This window comes from Nocardia sp. CWNU-33 (genome assembly GCF_046764895.1).
Lineage (GTDB): Bacteria > Actinomycetota > Actinomycetes > Mycobacteriales > Mycobacteriaceae > Nocardia.
Genome location: NZ_JBKOQN010000001.1, coordinates 79,064 through 95,915 on the forward strand (window position 1 = coordinate 79,064; position 16,852 = coordinate 95,915).

17 protein-coding genes are annotated in these 16,852 nt (G+C 66.6%); 2 read left to right on the top strand and 15 right to left on the bottom strand.

Translation table 11 applies throughout. The features are described 5' to 3' along the window. Window positions 1-36 precede the first annotated feature (36 nt). The 5 genes from ACLMAL_RS00375 to ACLMAL_RS00395 form a co-directional block, all read right to left on the bottom strand. Entirely contained in the window at window positions 37-945 is a 909-nt protein-coding gene (locus tag ACLMAL_RS00375; RefSeq protein ID WP_411997518.1) for a TAXI family TRAP transporter solute-binding subunit, read from the bottom strand. Next, window positions 945-2,735 carry an ATP-binding protein gene (locus ACLMAL_RS00380; protein WP_411997267.1) on the bottom strand — a complete coding sequence of 597 codons (1,791 nt, stop codon included), beginning with the start codon at window positions 2,733-2,735 and terminating at the stop codon, window positions 945-947. The genes ACLMAL_RS00375 and ACLMAL_RS00380 overlap by 1 nt, the downstream gene beginning before the upstream one ends. 19 nt (window positions 2,736-2,754) lie before the next feature. Beyond that, window positions 2,755-3,414, bottom strand: coding sequence for a response regulator transcription factor (locus ACLMAL_RS00385; RefSeq protein WP_411997268.1), 660 nt, complete (start codon window positions 3,412-3,414; stop codon window positions 2,755-2,757). 62 nt (window positions 3,415-3,476) lie between these two features. Further along, complete coding sequence (locus tag ACLMAL_RS00390) at window positions 3,477-4,901, bottom strand: MFS transporter (protein WP_411997269.1); 1,425 nt, start codon at window positions 4,899-4,901, stop codon at window positions 3,477-3,479. A 644-nt stretch (window positions 4,902-5,545) separates the two neighbouring features. Beyond that, on the bottom strand, window positions 5,546-6,379 hold the full coding sequence (locus tag ACLMAL_RS00395; RefSeq protein WP_411997270.1) for an LLM class F420-dependent oxidoreductase: 834 nt from the start codon (window positions 6,377-6,379) through the stop codon (window positions 5,546-5,548). A gap of 158 nt (window positions 6,380-6,537) precedes the next feature. Between ACLMAL_RS00395 and ACLMAL_RS00400 the strand changes: the two genes are divergently transcribed. Beyond that, a complete protein-coding gene (locus ACLMAL_RS00400) occupies window positions 6,538-6,981 on the top strand; it encodes an Hsp20/alpha crystallin family protein (protein ID WP_411997271.1) in 444 nt (147 codons plus the stop codon). A 145-nt stretch (window positions 6,982-7,126) separates the two neighbouring features. On the opposite strand, the gene truA is transcribed toward ACLMAL_RS00400, so the two are convergent. From truA to ACLMAL_RS00445, 9 genes are all read right to left on the bottom strand, one after another. Beyond that, the gene (gene truA, locus ACLMAL_RS00405) at window positions 7,127-8,050 is read right to left on the bottom strand and encodes a tRNA pseudouridine(38-40) synthase TruA (RefSeq protein ID WP_411997272.1); all 924 of its coding nucleotides are present in this window, start codon (window positions 8,048-8,050) and stop codon (window positions 7,127-7,129) included. A 93-nt stretch (window positions 8,051-8,143) separates the two neighbouring features. After that, window positions 8,144-8,668, bottom strand: a complete 525-nt coding sequence (gene rplQ / locus ACLMAL_RS00410) for a 50S ribosomal protein L17 (protein ID WP_411997273.1) — start codon at window positions 8,666-8,668, stop codon at window positions 8,144-8,146. Between the two features lie 49 nt (window positions 8,669-8,717). Continuing rightward, window positions 8,718-9,776, bottom strand: a complete 1,059-nt coding sequence (locus ACLMAL_RS00415; RefSeq protein ID WP_040686662.1) for a DNA-directed RNA polymerase subunit alpha — start codon at window positions 9,774-9,776, stop codon at window positions 8,718-8,720. 152 nt (window positions 9,777-9,928) lie between these two features. After that, window positions 9,929-10,534, bottom strand: coding sequence for a 30S ribosomal protein S4 (gene rpsD / locus ACLMAL_RS00420; protein ID WP_328409306.1), 606 nt, complete (start codon window positions 10,532-10,534; stop codon window positions 9,929-9,931). 21 nt (window positions 10,535-10,555) lie between these two features. Next, window positions 10,556-10,969: a 30S ribosomal protein S11 gene (gene rpsK, locus ACLMAL_RS00425; RefSeq protein WP_040731638.1), complete on the bottom strand. Its 414-nt coding sequence runs from the start codon at window positions 10,967-10,969 to the stop codon at window positions 10,556-10,558. Between the two features lie 9 nt (window positions 10,970-10,978). After that, complete coding sequence (gene rpsM / locus ACLMAL_RS00430) at window positions 10,979-11,353, bottom strand: 30S ribosomal protein S13 (RefSeq protein ID WP_014981767.1); 375 nt, start codon at window positions 11,351-11,353, stop codon at window positions 10,979-10,981. 243 nt (window positions 11,354-11,596) lie between these two features. Next, window positions 11,597-11,710, bottom strand: coding sequence for a 50S ribosomal protein L36 (gene rpmJ / locus ACLMAL_RS00435; RefSeq protein WP_011207363.1), 114 nt, complete (start codon window positions 11,708-11,710; stop codon window positions 11,597-11,599). Window positions 11,711-11,836: 126 nt separating this feature from the next. Continuing rightward, a complete protein-coding gene (infA, locus tag ACLMAL_RS00440) occupies window positions 11,837-12,058 on the bottom strand; it encodes a translation initiation factor IF-1 (RefSeq protein WP_003418601.1) in 222 nt (73 codons plus the stop codon). 387 nt (window positions 12,059-12,445) lie between these two features. Then, window positions 12,446-12,904: a hypothetical protein gene (locus ACLMAL_RS00445; RefSeq protein WP_411997543.1), complete on the bottom strand. Its 459-nt coding sequence runs from the start codon at window positions 12,902-12,904 to the stop codon at window positions 12,446-12,448. Window positions 12,905-14,224: 1,320 nt separating this feature from the next. Here ACLMAL_RS00445 and ACLMAL_RS00450 point away from each other — a divergent pair. Continuing rightward, a complete protein-coding gene (locus ACLMAL_RS00450) occupies window positions 14,225-15,790 on the top strand; it encodes an AAA family ATPase (protein WP_411997519.1) in 1,566 nt (521 codons plus the stop codon). Window positions 15,791-15,794: 4 nt separating this feature from the next. On the opposite strand, the gene ACLMAL_RS00455 is transcribed toward ACLMAL_RS00450, so the two are convergent. Further along, window positions 15,795-16,769 (bottom strand): GlxA family transcriptional regulator, encoded by a 975-nt coding sequence (locus ACLMAL_RS00455; protein ID WP_411997274.1) that lies wholly within the window; start codon window positions 16,767-16,769, stop codon window positions 15,795-15,797. Window positions 16,770-16,852 lie beyond the last annotated feature (83 nt).

The following is a 16,852-nucleotide window of genomic DNA, read 5'->3' on the forward strand; positions in this document are numbered from 1 at the left end:
GCTGGACGAAACCGGCGCCCGCCTGACTACCTCATTTCAACCGTGTCTGCGCCGATATACCGCTGCCGCACCGGGATGCAGTGGTACCGAGCCAGTTCCGATCAGTGAGCGGGCATCCAGGAATTGGGTGCCTGCGGCCTCGGCCGGGACCAGCGCGTCGGCGTAGGAAAGCAGCAGGTCGACGATCGCCGCTGCGGCATCGTCCGGCAGGGACGGCGCGGCGAGCAGCAGATTCGCGACGCCCACCGTGTGCACCGCGGGGCCGCCGGGATAGGCATCGGTGGGAATCTCTACACGGTCGTAGAGATAGCCGAACCGCTCTCGCATCGGCACAGCCAACTCACCCAGGTCGACCAGGCGCATCCGCCGCGGCACCTCGAGCGCACTGGTTGGCACGCCGCCCGCCCAGAGCAGCGCGTCGATTTCATCGAAGTCCAACGCCGCCACCGCCTCCCGCAACGGCCGATGCGCAATCGACACATCCACCGCCGGATCCAAGCCCGCGGCCCACAGCAGCCGCTCGCCGGTGACCGCGGCACCCGAGCCCGCGGCTCCGAGGTTCACCCGGGTGCCGCGCAGGTCGGCGACGTGGTGAATCGGACTGTCCGCCCGCACCGCGAGTTGCAGGTAGTTCTCGTAGACGCGCCCGAGCGCCGACACCCGATCGCGCTCCCCCACCGAATCCGACAGCGTCAGCGCCGCATCCACCTCGCCCGCGGCAAGGCGGGCCAGATTCTCCTGCGAGCCCGAGGTCGTCACCGGTTCGATCCGCACCCCGCCCGCTTGCTCCGCAACAGCCGCGAGCAGCCGCGCGAACGCGTGATAAAGCCCACCCGCCTCACCGGAAGCCAACCGGACGTTGACACCACCCGCATCCGTGCCGCACCCCGACATCCCGGCAACGGCCCCGAAAGCCGCTAGCGCCAAGAAGTTCCGACGGCGCATCACTCGACCACCCTTGGTAGCCGGATGCGGATCGCGAGGCCGTGCGGGTCGACCGGCTCGACGGTCAACGTGCCGCCGCGGGCCTGAGTCAGGGCAGTGGCGATCGGGAGACCGAGGCCAGAGCCACCCGAGGGTGCGGTGGCGCCGCGATAGAAGCGGGTGGCGAGTTTGTCGATCTCCTCAGGGGCCACTCCGGCGCCGTCGTCGCGGACGGTCACCGTCACCCAACCGGGCTCGGTGTCGACGGTAATCGTCGTGTGTGTGCCGGAACCCGCGTAGCGGCACGAATTGCTCAGGGGCACATCGAGTATTTGCGCAAGGACGTCCGCGGGAAGCGCAACCTCCGCGCCATTTCGATCAACCTGCAAGTCGGTCGAACCATCGTATCCAGCGACCCGCGAGCTGCTGGTCGCGTGGGTTCCAGCGACCGCCACACGGCTGGCGGCATCGTCTCCAACCACCGGCAAGCGGCTAGCAGCTTGGTTTCCAGCGACCCGCACACGGCTGGCGGCATTGTTTCCAGCGACCTCCACACCGCTGGCGGCAGCGTCTCCAACGCGCCCTACACCGACAGCAGCATTGTTTCCACCGACCCCCACACCGCCGGCAGCATCGTCTCCAACGCCCCCCACACCGCCAGCGCCAGTGTTTCCACCGACCCGCACACCGCCAGCGGCACTGTATCCACCGGCCTCCACACCGCCAGCGGCATCGTCTCCAACGACCGGCTCGACCCGCGCACCCAGTTGCATGCCCGCACTCTCGAAAGCGGAATACCAGGCATCGATCCGATCGGCGACTACTTGTACCGCGTCGCAACGGTTTTCGGTGCCACCGGCGGCGCGTGCGGCTTCGAAGGCGGCGGGGGTTTCGGCTACGGCCAGGCTGAGTAGGCCGTCGAGCAGCGCGGTCAGGCGTTCGACCTCGGCACTCGCGCGATGAAAGGTTGCGGTCGCACCCGCCGGGATGGCGGGCTCCAGCGAATCGAGACGAATTGTCAAAGCGGCCAGTGGGTTACGCATGGCGTGGGCGGTGTCGGCGACGAGCTGACGTTGGGCGTCCGCCGAGTCGGCGACGGCGAGCGCCATGGCGTCGAACGATTCCGCGACGGCCCGCATTTCCGGCGGCCCGCCGTGGCGGCGGGCGATCGAGGGTGCGGCTACTTCGGTGCGTGGTTTCGGCAGTGTTGCGGTCAGGTCCGCGACCGCATGCGACAGCGCGGCCAGCGGTCGCAGCACCCAGCGGCTCAGAGTCAGTGCCAGCAGCGTGAACACCGCCATGGCGACGACAGCTCCCGCCGCGATCACCGCCCACGCCTTCGCGATATCGGCGCGGGCCTGCGCGGTGGACGCCTCGATCACCACGGCGCCATTGACCTGCACGCCGGTCCCGACCGGCCGCGCGACCAGCATGGTCGGCGCGCCCCACGGCGTCAGCCGATCGATCGGCTGCGGTCGCTGATTGCGGCGCGCGGCGGCCACCGCGGCAACAATGGCGGCATCATCGATATCCACGGCCGCATTGACCGTCGGTGCGCCGCGCGCGTCGACAACGAGCACGGGCTCGTCGTAGAGCTCGTGGTAGCGGCCGACTTCCTCGGCCAGCGCACGGACATCCCCGTCCGCGGCCGCGACATCGGCCAGGGTGGCGAACCGATCGGCGTCCCCGGAACGGCCGAGCACCAGCTCCTGGGTCCGGCTGGTGGCGAAGGTCAGCGACAGCGGCACCGCGAACGCGAGCACCGCCAGCGCCGCGAACACTGTCAACGCGATCAGTAGCCGTCGACGCATTCCGGCTCCGCTCCCCGGCTCATTGTCCCCACCGATAACCGTAGCCACGAATGGTGGTGATCAGACCGGGCCTGGCCAGCTTCGCGCGCAATCCGGTCATGTGCACGTCCAGCGACCGCGACACCGCGACGAACGCGTCACCCCAGATGCGGTCCATCAGTTGCTGGCGGCTGACCGCGGCGCCCGGCCGCTCGACGAGCACCTCCACCAACTCGAACTCCTTCTGCGTCAACGCGATCGGCGTCCCACCGACCTCGACCACCCGCGCGGCGAGATCCACCCGCACATCCCCGGTCACCACCTCCGCGCGCGTCGGCTCCGCTGCCACCGCCGCGCGCCGCATGACGGTCTCCAGCCGAGCCATCAACTCGGCGATCCGCGGTGGCTTCACCAGGTAGTCGTCGGCGCCGCCGCGCAGCCCGCGCACGATGGAACGTTCGTCGCTGCGGGCGGTCAGGATCAGCACCGGTATCGAGCTCACCTCGCGCAACTGCCGCAGCACCTGCAGCCCGTCGGCGTCGGGCAGGCCGAGATCGAGGATCACCGCGTCGTAGCCGCGATGCGCGATCAGCAGATCCGCGCCCCTTCGCATGCGCTCGGCCCGGTATCCGCGGGCGTTGAGCGCCTCTACCAGGGCGTCACCAACACCGTCGTCGTCTTCGACCACAGCAAGCCGCACGCGCCGATCCTCCCACAGGGGACGATCGGCGCGTACGCGCATAACCTCGTTGGCCACGGCCGTCAGGCGCGCGCGGGCGCGAGTTCCCGTTCTTCATCCGGCGCGGACGCAGTGTCCGCCGCCGGTGCCTCGGCGTCGATGGTCGACTCCTTCGACGTTTCCCGCATGAAGTAGTACGTGATCAGCGAGATACCGATGCAGCCCGCGACGTACCAGAAGAACAGCGACTCGTGGCCGGCCTTCTTCAGCGCGACCGCGATCATCTCCGCGGTGCCGCCGAAGATCGCGACCGTCAGCGCGTACGGCAGCCCGACGCCGAGCGCGCGTATCTTGGTCGGGAACAGCTCGGCCTTCACGATCGCATTGATCGAGGTGTAGCCGGTGATGATGACCAGCGCCAGCATCATCAGCGCCCACGCGGCGATCGGGTTCTTGGTGTGGGCGAGCACGGTCATGATCGGCACGGTCAGCAGGGCGCCTGCCACACCGAAGAACATCAGCAGCTTGCGGCGGCCGATCCGGTCCGACAGCCCGCCGGCCAGCGGCTGCAACACCACGAACACCAGCAACGCGATGAAGTTGATCCACGCCACCGTCGGCTTGGAGATGCCGGAGGTGTAGATCATGAACTTCTGCATGTAGGTGGTGTAGGTGTAGAAAGCCACGGTGCCGCCCAAGGTCAGGCCCATCACGAGCAGGCACTCCCGGGGGTACTGCAGCAGCATCCGCAGCGAGCCACGCGGGGGCGCAGGCGTGCCGCTCGCGGCCGCGGTGTCTCGCCCCTGCCGCGAAGCCGTCCCGGTGGCCGTGTCGAGCCGCTCCGCTACAACGGCGGCCTCGAACTGCTCGGACTCGTCCATGCCGCGCCGCAGCCACATCACCACCAGCGCACCCGCCGCGCCGATGACGAACGGAATCCGCCAGCCCCAGTCGTGCATCTGGGCGTTGTCGAGGAACTGCTGCAGGACGATTTGCACACCCAGCGCTACCAACTGGCCGGCGACCAGGGTGACGTACTGGAAGCTCGAGTAGAACCCGCGCTTGCCGGAAGAGGCCACCTCCGACAAATACGTTGCACTGGTGGCGTATTCACCGCCGACCGACAATCCTTGCAGCAGCCGCGCCAGCAGCAGGATGATCGGGGCGGCGAGTCCGATCGTCTGATACCCGGGGGTCAGCGCGATCAGCAACGAGCCCGCCGCCATGACGCTGACCGACAGGGTCAGCGCCGAGCGGCGACCGAACCGGTCGGCGTAGCGGCCGAGCAGCCAGCCGCCGATCGGACGCATCAGGAAGCCGACTGCGAACACGGCGGCGGTCGACAACAGCTGCGCCGCTGGATCATCCGTGGGGAAGAATGTTTTCGCGAAGTACACACTGAAAGCCGCGTAGACATACCAGTCGTACCACTCGACGAGATTACCGATAGATCCGCGAAGCACGTTCGCAATCACCCGGCGCTCGCTTGCAGGCTGTGTCGTAGTCACAAGATCTCCTTCATCGACGCGTCAGCGCGTCAGCTGGGATCGAGTGTGTCTGCTGTCACAGTCGCCAGGGAATGGTCCCCGCGGGTTCCTTACAGTCTCTTAGGACGATCAGCTCGGCGAAATTTCCTGGTCGCGGGCTACCGCCCGTATGTGCAAGATCGCTGCCCGGCTCGACCACATCCGCGTCGGCGCACCCGAGCCTGCCCCGATACGCGCGGCAACTCTCGAGATCCCAATAGCCGGTGCGTATCACACTCAGGGAAGCAGCCATCCTGGATGTAGGTCAGATCGTTGGCGTATCCGACCGGGTACTCGCTGAACTCCTGGCTCGAGGTCACGTATTCGTCCGTGTGGGCAGGCACGCAGTATGTCTGATCCACCGACCACGGGCGGTGGGTATTGATCGCGATCACGCTCGAACGAGCAAGCTACGAGGACAGCGAGCGAATCCGAATGCCTCAGTCCGGCTGAACCTTTGGCGCTACCTCCGAGGACCCGAACGCGTCGGCGGCGGAGTCTCCGCCGCCGATCGCACCTCTACGGTAGCGATAGCTACCGAATTACCCACGGAGCCATAGCGATACCAGCAGATCAGGCCATAGCCGATAGTTCAAACATCAAAATTTCAGATGTGCAGGCGCGCCTCAGGACAGTGCGGCAAGCTCCGGCGCCAGTGCGCGCAGTGTCTGCTGGGAGTCGGCGTCGAGCACCTGCACCACAACATGATCGGCGCCCGCGCGCAGATGCGCGCCCAGCTGATCGGCAATCGAATCGGCGGCGCCATGGGCGACCAGCGCATCGTAGAGCCGGTCGCTGCCCGGCTTGGCGAGGTCCTCGTCGCCGAACCCGAGGCGACGCAGATTCGCAACATAGTTCTGAAGATCCAGATAGAACTCGACGCGCGGACGAGCCGTCGCGCGCGCCCGCACCGGATCCGTGTCCAGCACGACCTTGTGCTCGGTCGCCAACAGCGCGTCCGCGCCGAGCACCTGCCGAGCGCTCGCGGTGTGCGCGGGGGTGACCAAGTAGGGCAGCGCGCCCGCGGTGCGATCCGCCGCCAGCTTCAGCACCCGCGGGCCGAGCGCGGCGAGGGCGCGCTGCTGCTTCGGCACTCCGGCCTCGTCCAGCTCGTCCAGGTAGTCGACGAGCGCGTCATAGGGCTTGCTGTAGTTGCCTGCCTGTTCCGGATGACCGGCGCCGAGGCCGAGCAGGAAACGGCCGGGAAAACGTGCCTCGATCCGATGGAACGACTCGGCCACCTGCTTCGCGGGTGCGGACCAGATGTTGACGATGCTGGTTGCCACCGTGATCGACTCGGTCGCGTCCAGCAGCGTCTCCACCTCGGACAGCTCGGCGGGCGGCGAGGACCCCAGCCATAGGGTGCCGTAGCCCAGCTCCTCCAACTCCCGCGCCTGCTCGGGGGCGAACCCCGTGTAGTCGCGCCATACGCCGAACCGTCCGAGCTGCTCGATAGCCATATCTGAAGCGAACGACCATGAGGTGGCGCCTATTCCACCCGCCGCGATCCGTATTCAGACCTGGCACTCACCCATGGAGAGTGCTAAATTTGTCGGTGCACAGCTTCCGGCGCTCACCGCCGTGGTGAGTGCCGCCAACGGCGATGGAGGTGATTGCTGTGCTGAGGTTCGATCCGTTTCATGACATCGATACCGTCGCCCGCCAATTGCTGGGCGAAGCCGCTGGTACCACCCGCGCTCCACGATTCATGCCGATGGATCTGTTCAGGGCAGGCGACCATTACGTGCTGAACGCCGACCTGCCCGGAGTCGACCCCGGTTCGGTCGACGTCAGTGTCGACAACGGCACACTCACGTTGCGCGCGCAACGCAGCACGCCCAGCGACGAAGGTGTCCAGTGGATTGCCTCCGAGCGCTTCGCGGGCACATTCATGCGCCAGCTCTCGCTCGGCGAGAACGTCGATGCCGACAAGATCAGCGCGACCTACAACAACGGCGTGCTTTCGGTGACGATCCCGATTGCCGAGAAGGCCAAGCCGCGCCGCATCGAGATCTCCGGCTCGTCGGCGCAGCCGAAGACCATCGAAGCAGGTTCGTCGTAACAGACCTGTCTCCCGCTCCCGCGCCGTATCGTGCTTCGCGGTGCGGGAGCACCCTTTTCAGACTCGAGCATGAAACCGCACGCTGCTGGATGGTCAGCGGATCCGCCGCGCGATCAGGTGGCGCGGCCCCTGCGACCGGATCCGATCAGTCGCCGCAGCAGCCCTCGTCCGGCACTGGGACCGAACGCATTTCGCGAGTCTCAGCATTACGAGCCGCGAGGTCGGTGTCGGCCGGATAGTCGACGGCGATCAGGCTCAAGCCGTGCGCGGGGGCAACGGCAACCGAGCTCGAACGCTCGGTTTCGTTCAGCAGATCGGCAACCCAATCTGGCGTGCGTCGCCCCTCCCCGACAGCGAGCACGGCGCCGACCAGGCTGCGAACCATCGACCAGCAGAAGGCATCGGCGCTGACGTAAGCGGTCAGTGCGTCACCGTCGCGCTCCCAGGCGTAGCGCTGAAGTTCGCGCACCGTTGTTGCACCGTCACGACGGCGACAGAATGCGGCAAAGTTGTGCAGCCCGAGGAGTTTTCGCGAGGCGTCGCGCATGACGTCGACATCGACGTCGGACCGGCAGGCGACCACGCTGCGCGCCAGCAGCGGTTCGGCGCCGTAGGGCGCGGTGGTCAGTCGATAGACGTAGTGCCGGCGGATCGCGGAAAAGCGGGCATCGAATTCGGGGGGCGCAACGCGAGCGGCCTTGATACGCACATCTTTCGGTAGAAAGCGCGCCATCCGATGCACCAGCTTCCCGGCATCGAACTCGGCGGTCGTATCGAAGTGCGCGACCTGCCCTTCGGCGTGCACGCCCGCATCGGTGCGGCCTGCGACGGTCAGCTGCACCGGCTCGCGGTACACCTTGCTGAGCGACTCTTCCAACACGCCCTGCACGGTGCGCAGCCCGGGCTGACGCGCCCAGCCGGTGAAATCGGTGCCGTCGTAACTGATATCGAGGCGCACGCGAACCGCTGCGACGGCCGGCACCGGAGCCGGTACTGCCGCGCCCGGTCCGAACTCAGCCGATTCCTGCTGACGCTGAGCTGAATCCCGTGACGGTTCAACAGAATCCATCGAATCCTCCACGTTCACAGCGATCTCCTGGTCGAACCGAACGAGCCCGCCGACCCAGACTGCGGGTGGCGGGCTCGTTCACGAAACACGGCCTCAGGCCTTGTCGTCGGCCTTCTCGTCGGCGGCGTCGGCAGCCGGGGCCTCGGCCTCGGCGGTCTCGGCGACAGCCTCGTCGGCGGTCTCCTCGACAACCTCGGCGACAGGCGCCTCGGCCTTGGACGCGGCAACACGGCGAGCGCGGTCGGCCTCGTTGGTCACGGTCTTCTCGCGAACCAGCTCGATGATCGCCATCGGCGCGTTGTCACCCTTGCGGGGCAGCGTCTTGGTGATGCGGGTGTAACCACCCTCGCGACCCTCGAACGACGGGCCGATCGTGGCGAAGAGCTCGTGCACGACGTCCTTGTTGCGGATCACCTTGAGCACCTCGCGACGGTCGGCAAGAGTGCCGGCCTTTGCCTTGGTGACAAGCTTTTCGGCGTAGGGGCGCAGCGCCTTGGCTTTGGCCTCGGTGGTCGAAATACGACCGTGCTCGAAGAGCGCCGTCGCCAGATTGGCGAAGATCGCCTTCTGGTGCGACGCCGACCCGCCGAAGCGAGCACCCTTCTTGGGCTTGGGCATTGTTTGTTCTCCTTGAGTAAGGCCAGGCCGGGGTGCCTACCCCAGCGGCCTAGAGCTGTTCGGTCTCGGCGTAGTCCTGCTCGCCGCCATCGGTGTCACTGAACGTGCCGCTGTCGCTCCACGTTCCAGTGCTCGCGTCGTAACCCACCACGGAAGAAGGATCGAACGACGCCGGGCTGTCCTTGAGCGAGAGGCCGAGCGCATGCAGCTTGACCTTGACCTCGTCGATGGACTTCTGGCCGAAGTTGCGGATGTCCAGCAGGTCCGACTCGGTGCGGGCAACGAGCTCGCCCACGGTGTGCACACCCTCGCGCTTGAGGCAGTTGTAGGACCGGACGGTGAGGTCCAGGTCCTCGATCGGCAGACCGAACGAAGCGATGTGATCCGCCTCGGCCGGCGACGGGCCGATCTCGATGCCTTCGGCCTCGACGTTCAGCTCACGGGCCAGGCCGAAGAGCTCGACCAGGGTCTTGCCCGCCGAAGCGAGCGCATCCCGTGCGGTGATGGAGTTCTTGGTCTCCACGTCCAGGATCAGACGGTCGAAGTCGGTGCGCTGCTCGACACGGGTGGCCTCGACCTTGTAGGTCACCTTGAGCACCGGCGAGTAGATCGAATCCACCGGGATCCGGCCGATTTCCGCGCCGGAGGCCTTGTTCTGCACGGCAGGGACGTAACCGCGACCACGCTCGACGACGAGCTCGATCTCCAGCTTGCCCTTGTCGTTCAGGGTGGCGATGTGCATGTCCGGGTTGTGCACGACAACACCGGCGGGCGGGACGATGTCACCGGCGGTGACGGTGCCCGGACCCTGCTTGCGCACGTACATCGTGACCGGCTCGTCCTCTTCCGAGGACACGACCAGGCCCTTGAGGTTCAGGATGATGTCGGTGACATCTTCCTTCACACCGGGAACCGTGGTGAACTCGTGCAGGACGCCGTCGATGCGGATGCTCGTGACCGCGGCCCCCGGGATCGAGGACAGCAGGGTACGCCGCAGCGAGTTGCCGAGGGTGTAACCGAAGCCCGGCTCGAGCGGTTCGATGGTGAACTTCGAGCGGTTCTCGGCGACGACCTCTTCGGTCAGCGTCGGACGCTGTGAAATCAGCATTAGGAATCATCCTCCTGTACGGGCGCCCACTATTTGACGCCCACGTTCTGGGGGTTGTGTGTGGTCGCAAGCGGTCGCTTGCGACCACACACCAGCAGCGCTGAAGCCGTGCGCGATGCCGCCCAGGGTATCCAGGACGGCTCGCCCAATGACTACTTGGAGTAGTACTCGACGATCAGCTGTTCCTGCAGCGGCACATCGATCTGAGCGCGCTCCGGCACCTGGTGAACCAGGATGCGCAGACGGCCCGGGATCACCTGCAGCCAACCGGGAACCGGACGGTCGCCGACGGTCTCGCGAGCAACCTGGAACGGCAGCGTGCCGAGCGACTTCTCCTTGACATCGATGATGTCGTACTGGGTCACCTGGAAGCTGGGCACGTTCACGCTCTTGTTGTTGACCGTGAAGTGGCCGTGGCTGACCAGCTGGCGAGCCTGACGACGGGTACGCGCGAGACCCGCGCGGTACACCACGTTGTCCAGTCGGCACTCGAGCAGACGCAGCAGGTTGTCACCGGTCTTGCCCTTGAGGCGGTTGGCCTCCTTGTAGTACCGGCTGAACTGCTTCTCCATGACGCCGTAGGCGAAGCGAGCCTTCTGCTTCTCCTGCAGCTGGAGCAGGTACTCGCTCTCCTTGATCCGCGCGCGGCCGTGCTGGCCGGGCGGGTAGGGGCGACGCTCGAACGCCTGGTCGCCTCCGACGAGGTCGACACGCAGACGACGCGACTTGCGGGTAATGGGGCCTGTATAACGAGCCATTTGTTATCTAATCCTTTCCCGCTAGACGCGACGCCGCTTGGGCGGACGGCAGCCGTTGTGCGGCTGCGGGGTGACATCGGAAATCGTGCCGACCTCGAGGCCTGCGGCCTGCAGCGAACGGATCGCAGTCTCGCGACCCGAACCCGGGCCCTTCACGAAGACGTCGACCTTCTTGACGCCGTTCTCCTGCGCCTTGCGGGCAGCGTTCTCGGCGGCGAGCTGCGCGGCGAACGGGGTCGACTTGCGCGAACCCTTGAAGCCGACGTGGCCCGACGACGCCCAGGAAATGACGTTGCCTGCCGGATCGGTGATCGACACGATGGTGTTGTTGAACGTGCTCTTGATGTGCGCGTGGCCGTGCGGGACGTTCTTCTTTTCCCGGCGACGCGACTTCTGGGTCTTCTTCGGGCCGGAGGCCCGTGACTTCGGAGGCATCGGTTATCCCTACTTCTTCTTGCCGGCGACGGTACGCTTCGGGCCCTTGCGGGTACGCGCGTTGGTCTTGGTGCGCTGGCCACGGACGGGCAGACCACGACGGTGGCGCAGACCCTGGTAGCAGCCGATCTCGATCTTGCGACGGATGTCGGCCTGCACCTCGCGGCGCAGGTCACCTTCGACCTTGAGCTCGGGCGAGCTCTCGATGTAGTCACGCAGCTGCGTCACCTGATCGTCGCTGAGGTCCTTGCTGCGCAGGTCCGGGCTGACGCCGGTCGCCGCGAGGATCTCCTTGGAGCGGGTACGGCCGATGCCGTAGATGTAAGTCAGCGCGATCTCCATGCGCTTTTCGCGCGGGAGATCAACGCCCATGAGACGTGCCATGTGGCAGGTTCCTTAACTGTTGCGGAGGTCTGCTCCCTGTCCGTCCCCTCGTCTTGGTGGGGCCCCGGCCTCCGAACCGGGGGTTGGCACGCACACCTTCGGGCATTGAGATCCTCGACAGTTTGTCGAAACCATCGCTACCCGAAATTCCGCAGTGTGCGGCTGGAGCTGGGAGTTCTTCTTTTTGTGGCCAAGCCGATCAGTGATCGGTGCCCGGCTGGTGATCGACTACGAAGAGTCGGATCAGCCCTGGCGCTGCTTGTGGCGCAGGTTGTCGCAGATCACCATGACCCGCCCGTGACGGCGGATCACCTTGCACTTCTCGCAGATCTTCTTGACGCTCGGCTGAACCTTCACGTCCGTCCAATCTTCTTATGGTTCACACGGGTGTGAACACAGTTTTTCCCCAGCCGACGGCTGGGGAAGTCTCTGTGGGTGAGCCTTGCGGCTCATGTGGTCGCGCTCCATCGGGAGCGGGCGCGATCACTTGTAGCGGTAAACGATGCGGCCGCGCGACAGGTCGTAGGGCGAAAGCTCGACGACCACACGGTCCTCGGGGAGGATACGAATGTAGTGCTGCCGCATCTTCCCGCTGATGTGCGCGAGAACCTTGTGACCGTTCTCGAGCTCGATCCGGAACATCGCATTGGGCAGCGGCTCGACAACTCGACCCTCGACCTCGATGGCCCCGTCTTTCTTCGCCATGTCCTCCGCGATCCTGGTTTACGCTCAAACCTGGTTTGATTGCTTCGTGTCTGCTTGTATGAACCCGTCGACAAACGCCACGGTGGCATGCAAACAGTCGGCGCATAGGTGCACCGCCGCTCCAGCTTACCGGGCGGTACCGGATCCGGCAAAAATGGCTCCCTGAGAACCCACCGACCGGGGGAAGTCCCTGCCAAACGACGGCAGCCGTCCTTCGCGTAAACTGGCCGCTGTCCAGGAATCGGTCCAGCAGATCCAAGGGGGATGGGTGAGCGAGCGCAGCGAGCGAGCCGTGGACACAGCGCCCCCGGGCACGGCGGAACCGAGCGTTAGCGAGGAGACGCCGTGAGCCGTAATAACGACGGCCTCCCCATGCTGCCACCGTGGCTATCCGAGAGCGAAGTCACACAGGTCGGCTACGAAGCACCCGTACAGAACCTGCCACACCAAGAACTCATCGACGAAACGCCCCGGCGCGGCCGTTTCAAGTCTCGCTCCCCCGAGAGCGATCGCCCGGAACCCAATCCCGCACGCCGGGACAAACGACGCAAGGGCTGGCGTCGGGATAAGGACGAGCACAGCGAGGAGCAGCAGCAGGATCAGCTGCCGCACACTGGCTCTCCTGAGCCGTCGCGTGGTCCCGATTTCCAGCGCGGGCCTGAGCAGCAGCGCGGGCCAGAGCAGCAGCGCGGGCCAGAGCAGCAGCGCGGGCCAGAGCAGCAGCGCGGGCCAGAGTTCCAAGGTGGGCCCGAGTTCCAGCATGGGCCCGAGTTCCAGCATGGGCCCGAGTTCCAGCGCAGCCCAGAACCGCAGCCTGAACCGCGATCGCAACCAAACCCGCACCACCAGAACGACTCCTGGCCGCCGCAGCAGCGCGAGCAGGCGCCGAGCCAACTGCCGCCACACCCCGACAACTCGTGGCAGTCGGCACCGCTGCCGACGCGCAACCCGAGCAGGCCGTCGCAGGGCTTCCAGCCGCTCGGCGCACGGCCGGTCGACGCGCCCCGAGAGCCACCGGCCTCGACCGAGGCCACGGTGCGCTACCAGCAGCACCCTGATCTGCCGACGTCTCCACCGAGGCCGGATCCGGCTGTAGCACAAGCGTTGTCGCCGTCCGCGCTGTCGCAGCCGACGGCCGGCGAGCAACCGGTTGCGCCGGCCGACCATTCGACACCGTCCGCCGAACTCCATGGCATGCCGACGATGCCGGAACCCGATGGGCCGCCGCTGTGGCTCGCCGGACCCGGTTCCGACCACAGCCGTACGGAATTCGAGCCGGGTGCCCCGAACATGGGTCCACGCAACCTCGCAAGCCCAACGGCTCCCCCGGTGCACGGACCCGAATCGACCGTCGCGCCCGAGCACGGCAGCCACGGCTTCGAACCCGAAGCACCGAACACCGCTCCTGCGGATGCTGCCCACGGATCAGCCACTGCCGCAACGGAACTGCGCAACGGCGAACTCGGCGCGTCGGACATCTCGCAGCGCGATCGCCCACAGTCGGCGGTTCCACACAGCACGGACGGTCCGCCACCGTGGCTGAGCGGCGAGCGCGCCGATGGCGGTCAGCAGGTTGCCGAGCAGCCGTCCGCGCCGGTGCGCTATCGCCCCGAACTACCTCCGCCCCCTGATGAATTCGCCACGCGCGAGCCGGTTGACAACGAAGTATCGGCCGCCGGAACCGGTGCCACGCCCATAGCCTCGGCCCCGTGGCCGCAACCGCACGGCGCCGTCTCGACACTCGACCAGCGCCCCAACGCTTTCGAGCCGTCGACCGCACGCCCTGCCGCCCCGGAGTCTGCGGTGAGGGGCCGCCACCGACTCGCGTCGGAGATCGACGCCGACGAGGCGGCCGCCGAGCCCAACGACCGGTCACAGACCCAGATGCCCGGTCAGCAAGCAGTATCCGACCGTCCGATGCCGCAAGGACCGGGTGAGCCGTGGCAGAATCCGGCGGCGCTCGGGCAACCGACGCCGGGCCCGCCGCCTCCGACCGGATACGCCCAGCCTTCGATGCCGGCACAGGCGCCTACCGGCGAACCATGGCAGAACCCGACCGGATACGGGCAGCGCCCCCCAGCGGGGTCACCGACACCGGGCAGCGGCCATTGGGGCCCAACAGGATTCGAACAGCCACCAACGGGACCGCACACCCGCGATCAACCGATGCCGCAGGCACCGGGCGTCGGCCATTGGAGCCCAACAGGATTCGCGCAGTCACCGGCCGGGCCGCGCACACCGGAACAAGATCGCCTTGCTCCGCACCCTCTTGGCGGCGACCAGCCGATGCCACAAGCACCCGCAAACGCCCCGTCGGGATTCACGCAACCCACAGGACCGTACGTACCAGGCAGCGCCCCAACAGGATTCACGCAACCAACCCCTGGACCGCACACGTCGGTCGGCGGTCCAGCGGGGTTCGGACAACCACCCACCGGAGCACCCGCACCGGCCGGTGACCCAGCAGGATTCGGACAATCACCCACGGGATCGCATGCAGCAGGCGGCGGCCGATCGACGCAGTCGACCGGCAGCGACCAGTGGGGCAATCCAGCCGGCTCGAGACAGCCGCCGGCGGCACCGCAGGCACCGGTCGGCGACCCCGGATTCGGGCAGTCGCACGCACCGGGCGGCAACCAGCCACCGGCGGCGGCTAGCGAGCAGTGGCAGGGCGCGGCGCGGCAGGGGCAGCAGCCTCCAGTGGAGGCAAGCTCGGATGCCGCGGGGCGGGGACAGCCGCAGGCCGGGCCGCATCCTGGAGCGCCTGCGCAGCAGCACCCGGGTCAGTACAGCCAGCACATGCCGCAGCCGTCGCTCGACGATGTTCCGTTGCGGCGGGCCAAGAAAGCGCCGGGTAGCGGCTGGCGCAAGGCCGTGCACCATGTTTCCGGCGGTGCAATCAATCCGGGACTCTCCGCGGAGGAGATGCGGCTGCAGGAATTGGTCGCACGAATCAGGCAACCGGTGCGCGGTGACTACCGGATCGCGGTGCTGTCGCTGAAGGGCGGCGTCGGAAAGACCACCACGACAATGGGTCTCGGGTCGATCTTCTCGTCCATCCGTGGCGATCGGGTGATCGCGGTGGACGCCAACCCGGACTTCGGCACCCTCTCGCAGCGGGTACCCCTGCAGACGCGGTCGACGGTGCGTGATCTGTTGCTGGATCAGGCGATCCAGCGGTACTCGGATGTGCGCAGGCATACCTCGCAGGGCACGAGTCGACTGGAAGTTCTTGCCAGCGAACGGGATCCGGCGGCCTCCGAAGCGTTCAGCGAGGACGAGTACCGTGCTGTCGCCCGAATCCTGCAGCGGTTCTACAACATCATCCTCACCGACTGCGGTACCGGGCTCATGCACTCGGCCATGGGCGGGGTGCTCGATCTGGCGCATTCCCTGGTGCTGATCTCCTCGGCCGCGATCGACGGAGCTCGCAGCGCGGCGGCAACGCTCGACTGGTTGTCGCTGCACGGCCACGATCACCTGGTCCGCAATGCGGTGGTGGTGATCAACCTGCCGCGCGAGGGATCACCGAATGTCGGCATCCAGCAGCTGCGCGAATACTTCCTGTCGCGCTGCCGTGCTGTGCATGTCATCCCCTATGACGAGCATCTGTCGGAGGGCGCCGAGATCGATCTGCATCGCCTGCACAAGACCACCAAGCGCGCGTATGTCGAACTCGCCGCGACCGTCGCCGACGAATTCAGCGTCGATCACCGCCGCTACCGGAACTGATCGCTCACCAGGACAGCCGGGAGGCTCGGATATCGGCAATGCTCCTGCCACGTCGACGACGGAAGAGGCTGCGCAGGGTTCCCGCGTTGAGATATCCGACCTTGGCGGCCACCGAATCGATGGTCAGCGGGGTGGTCCGCAGCAGGTGCGTGGCACGTTCCAGCCGTATCTCGTTGACGAAATCCCTTGGGGACATCCCGAGTTCGGCATGGGTTGCGCGTTGCAGGCTGCGTTCGGTGACGCCGAGCCCCTGTGCCGCACCGGAAATCAGGAACTGCTCGGCCAGATGGTCACGGACCCAACGTTCGAATGCCGCGACCAGCGAATCACCCCTGGCGATCACCTCGGGTACCGCGAAGTCGGCCTGCGCATTTCGGTCGCCGAACGCCAGGTATTTGGCCACCAATTCGGCCAGTGCCGGACTCTTCGCGGCGATCAGGGACAAGGCAAGATCCAGATGCGACAACGCCGCGCCCGCCGTGGTGACCTGATCGCCACGGCACAGGATCCGGCCCTCGTCGAGAACAATTCGCGGATACCTACGGCGAAAAGCCGGACCGAGCCACCAACTCGTCGTTGCTTGCGAACCATCCAGCACACCCGCCTCGGCCAGGAAGAAGGTGCCGGTGCAGGCTGCGGCCAAGTGGACACCGGCTCCGCGCGCTCGCGTAATCAAATCCAGCACAGGCAGATTGGATGCCGAGGAGACCATCCCGATCAGGGTTTCGGCATCCCGCACGTTCACCGCGGGAACGATCATCAGATCGAATTCGCCGGGTAGGTCGGCCAGCGGCATGGTCGGCACGAGGTAGCCGTTGCCCGATCGCACGCTCTCGCCCAGTGACACGGTCCGCACGTTCCAGGGGTCGATGGAGGCTTCCCATTCGCCGCGCAGCGCGTTCGCGGTATTGAACGTTTCCAGCAAGGCGGCGAATCCGAAATCGGCCACCCCGTCGACGACGAATACCGCAACATCCATGTCGCCTACAGTACTGAATGTGTCGTTTCCGACACTCGAAGATCTGTGATCTGCGCCCTAATGTTCCTGACGACGCCGAACCC

Bases quoted from the DNA above. Each gene is read 5' to 3' on its own strand.
- truA (WP_411997272.1), bottom strand. From the start codon at position 8,050: ATGGATTCTGTTGAACCGTCACGGGATTCAGCTCAGCGTCAGCAGGAA.
- ACLMAL_RS00375 (WP_411997518.1), bottom strand. From the start codon at position 945: ATGCGCCGTCGGAACTTCTTGGCGCTAGCGGCTTTCGGGGCCGTTGCC.
- infA (WP_003418601.1), bottom strand. From the start codon at position 12,058: ATGGCGAAGAAAGACGGGGCCATCGAGGTCGAGGGTCGAGTTGTCGAG.
- ACLMAL_RS00455 (WP_411997274.1), bottom strand. From the start codon at position 16,769: ATGGATGTTGCGGTATTCGTCGTCGACGGGGTGGCCGATTTCGGATTC.
- ACLMAL_RS00415 (WP_040686662.1), bottom strand. From the start codon at position 9,776: ATGCTGATTTCACAGCGTCCGACGCTGACCGAAGAGGTCGTCGCCGAG.
- rplQ (WP_411997273.1), bottom strand. From the start codon at position 8,668: ATGCCCAAGCCCAAGAAGGGTGCTCGCTTCGGCGGGTCGGCGTCGCAC.
- rpsD (WP_328409306.1), bottom strand. From the start codon at position 10,534: ATGGCTCGTTATACAGGCCCCATTACCCGCAAGTCGCGTCGTCTGCGT.
- ACLMAL_RS00395 (WP_411997270.1), bottom strand. From the start codon at position 6,379: ATGGCTATCGAGCAGCTCGGACGGTTCGGCGTATGGCGCGACTACACG.
- ACLMAL_RS00380 (WP_411997267.1), bottom strand. From the start codon at position 2,735: ATGCGTCGACGGCTACTGATCGCGTTGACAGTGTTCGCGGCGCTGGCG.
- rpsM (WP_014981767.1), bottom strand. From the start codon at position 11,353: ATGGCACGTCTCATGGGCGTTGATCTCCCGCGCGAAAAGCGCATGGAG.
- ACLMAL_RS00450 (WP_411997519.1), top strand. From the start codon at position 14,225: ATGCCGCAGGCACCGGGCGTCGGCCATTGGAGCCCAACAGGATTCGCG.
- rpsK (WP_040731638.1), bottom strand. From the start codon at position 10,969: ATGCCTCCGAAGTCACGGGCCTCCGGCCCGAAGAAGACCCAGAAGTCG.